Raw genomic sequence first — 2,648 nt, 5'->3', positions numbered from 1 at the left:
GACTATCACTTAAATAAGTGATATTGGTTGTCTGGAGATTCAGGGGGCCAGTCTAAGGCATTACCAATAGCAGTTGTTGCACCTTTAGCGGATACTGGAGAAAAATCAGGGATCGTTACTTCAGGAAAACTGAATTCACCACCATTTTTTAATGGCGTTTTTACCCCATATGCTCCAGGCTGAAATACGCCTTTATTCTGTGCCAAATCGAGATAATCACGGATCCAGAAATTTCGGGTATCCATCTGTGCTGCATAGGCATGTTCAGCAGCACCATAAGACAAGGAGGAAACTATAAATGTAGCGAGAAGTTTTCGACCAGTTTTAGAGGATACTCGGGATGCTAATTCTGATACAGCTATAAGCCCTTGAGTAAGGTGACAATACTTAAGTGAATATATTCTGTTCACGGGTAAGACTCCATAACGTTTATAACATAATACCAACAAATAGAACTATGCCTTTATTAATAAATAAGCTTCCAGTTACCTTTATTAATTGCAGTAAAAAAATAAAAATTCAGCCCACGCCTGTAAAAAGCACATCCACAATACAGATTTTATAGTAGTGCAATTAGCATATTTACATTGCAATAATTAAATCACATTGCGCCACCTAAGATTATTTAGAAAAATAATAGCAACTCCATATCCACATTACATAATGAAGGACAAAGCTACAAAAATAAAAGCAAGTAATAAACAACCCCATATGGCGTTTAAGTGTTTTTGTATTTATTGTTTTTTATTTTATATCATTGCGAGGCGCAATTCTTCATTTATTTCGCATACTAATATTATTTTATCATATTCTTTTATTTTTTTCGAAAAACAATAATAGTTTTAGCTTGTGGATGTTTTTATATTCGAAGATTAATTGAGCCCATGGGTAAATAATTCGCTATTATTTAAGTAAACCGCTATATATGTAGATAATGGCGAATTAACGTATCACCTGACACTCTTCTCTCCAAAATTAAGAAGTAGTTGACTCCTCAAGCCAATAAATGTGTATAGAATGATTATACTGGATAGTTACAAGTTCACCGATACGGTGCAGGACTTCAGTGGCGATGTCGGTGGGAGCTTTTGTTTCGTGATATGATGGACGTCCCTTCTTAATGCAGTCAGTGCCATGCTTTTACTGACTGCATTAATCCGGGAGTAATATCACATGAACACGTTCAGGATTGTTATATTGCCAAGCCTGTTTTTCAGGTCTGCGTCTGGATTAATGATGATTCTGTTGCATAGAATAGAAACATCTCATGCTCCAAATTGCAGGATATCGTTCAACGATTCGAGTCCGGAACACTAATCGCTATGGAAGCATGTTCAACTTCTCATTTTGGGGGAATGAACGTTCAGTTCTATGGGATATACCCCAAATATTCCCTGCGCAACAGCATCACTTTTGGTTAAAAAATAACATTATTCTTAAGATATAGAAAAGAAACTCATCATGGATGGGTAAAATTTATTAAAAATGCATACCTTTTTCACCTCACAGGAAATAGATTGAAAATCAGTAAGAACTGCTTTTATCGCTATTAGATATGCAATATTAATTATGATTTCCTTTTCACTTTCAAGGAGAACTGTTTTGGTGTTATACCAAAATAACTTTTAAAATTACGGATAAAATATGATGTACTAACATATCCGACCTCGTCAGATATACTATTAATATGTTTTTCAGACGTAGTTATCAGTCTTGCTGCATGTTGCATTCTAATATCCAGAACCAAATTGTTAAAATTATTATTTTCTTTTTCAAGTTTTTTCCGAATTGAGACTTCTGACATATGTAAAATATTTGCCAAATCAACTAGCCGCCATGATTTTGAAAGATCAGATTCTATTATTAACTTTAATTTTTCTGTGAAAGTAGAGTCTGTGGAAACAGATAATGAGCAAACCAAGGATTCAATGTCATCAACTTTAGATAACAAATAAGTAATATTATAAATTAGTCTATGATGAGGAACATTTGCTTCTATTATCATCTTAAATATCTCTGTATCTGTCTTATCCGCCATGCAATTAAAAATTCTACTTCGCATAGGGCCAACTTTATGTGGATTCAGTAACAATGGTTCCATGACTTTACAGATACAACTTAACATATTGTTATCTATATGAAAGATATCATAAGGCATGCCTTCACCTAACACGTTAAGTGTAACATCAATGACTGTATTTTTCTCAATATAGCATATTGATTCAGGTGGAATATTAATAATCCCTCCATCCATCGTTTTAACCAGTAATTGGGCATTGCGAAGATAAATAATAGCACAATTGTAAAACCTAATCTTTTTAAGAACTAATGTAGAGTTACCGGGTATATCTCCTCTAACAGCAAGCCTCATATTACTTAAAGCATTTTGACTATTCATACAGTCACCCCCATGCTTTGTAAGAATATAATGTCATGGGGTATCCTCTCTGTAAACTCGAAAATAACGCAAAGATGAATACCTCTCAGTAAAAAGTTTCTCATCGACATTGCGACTAACTTTAGAGACTCTAAATAATTAGTCTCTATGATGATAGAATTTATTAACTTTGATAATAATTACGTTATGAAAAAATATGAAAAGACAGAAATCAAATCATTTGATGTTACAGATAACATCTAAACAGAAC

The 2,648-nt window shown here is 33.6% G+C and carries 1 protein-coding gene and 1 pseudogene; both read right to left on the bottom strand.

What is annotated here, in order from left to right:
- Positions 1–56 precede the first annotated feature (56 nt).
- Positions 57–410, bottom strand: a pseudogene (locus tag HEN21_RS22360) (ESPR-type extended signal peptide-containing protein); the annotation flags it as partial.
- 1,157 nt (positions 411–1,567) lie between these two features.
- Entirely contained in the window at positions 1,568–2,398 is an 831-nt protein-coding gene (locus HEN21_RS22355; RefSeq protein ID WP_183082948.1) for an AraC family transcriptional regulator, read from the bottom strand.
- Positions 2,399–2,648: the final 250 nt, after the last annotated feature.

Origin of the sequence: Escherichia sp. 93.1518, assembly GCF_013368915.2 — a bacterium.
GTDB classification, from domain to species: Bacteria; Pseudomonadota; Gammaproteobacteria; order Enterobacterales; family Enterobacteriaceae; genus Escherichia; species Escherichia ruysiae.
This window is presented reverse-complemented; position numbering and strand designations above follow the sequence as displayed.